Origin of the sequence: Pseudoalteromonas sp. P80D2 (assembly GCF_036680945.1) — a bacterium.
In the GTDB taxonomy this organism is placed as follows: domain Bacteria; phylum Pseudomonadota; class Gammaproteobacteria; order Enterobacterales; family Alteromonadaceae; genus Pseudoalteromonas; species Pseudoalteromonas shioyasakiensis.
Window position 1 is genome coordinate 1 of record NZ_JAZDAR010000012.1, and the last position, 498, is coordinate 498.

Sequence of the window (498 nt, forward strand, 5' to 3'; positions counted from 1 at the left end):
TTTATAGATACAAGTATCTATAAGAATTTTAATATCAGCTTTCCAAATTTTTAAAGAGCAAGAGAATAAACTTCTCAAAATTAAACACACTCTATTCTCAAGCAGTTTATTACCTGATTAAGAATGTTTATTTTTAAGGAGTAAAAGTGGTGGAGCTAAGCAGGATCGAACTGCTGACCTCCTGCGTGCAAGGCAGGCGCTCTCCCAGCTGAGCTATAGCCCCACATATGCTGGTACTTATTGTTTGTAACCGACTTTGTTCCAGACAAGGCATGGTACAACGACGTTTAGTCCACTAAACGAGGCGTGCCATAACGAAGTATGGGAGCAAAGTGGTGGGTCTGAGTAGATTTGAACTACCGACCTCACCCTTATCAGGGGTGCGCTCTAACCAACTGAGCTACAGACCCAAACAATAAGTGTTGTTCTCTTTACAATTAACAATCATCTGTGTGGACACTACGAACAAATAAGTTCTAAATCGTATAAGGAGGTGAT

2 tRNA genes are annotated in these 498 nt (G+C 40.4%); both read right to left on the reverse strand.

Annotated elements, in window-relative coordinates:
• Positions 1-147: 147 nt before the first annotated feature.
• Positions 148-223: transfer RNA gene (locus VRK28_RS00135), tRNA-Ala, on the reverse strand.
• Between the two features lie 110 nt (positions 224-333).
• Positions 334-410: transfer RNA gene (locus VRK28_RS00140), tRNA-Ile, on the reverse strand.
• Positions 411-498: the final 88 nt, after the last annotated feature.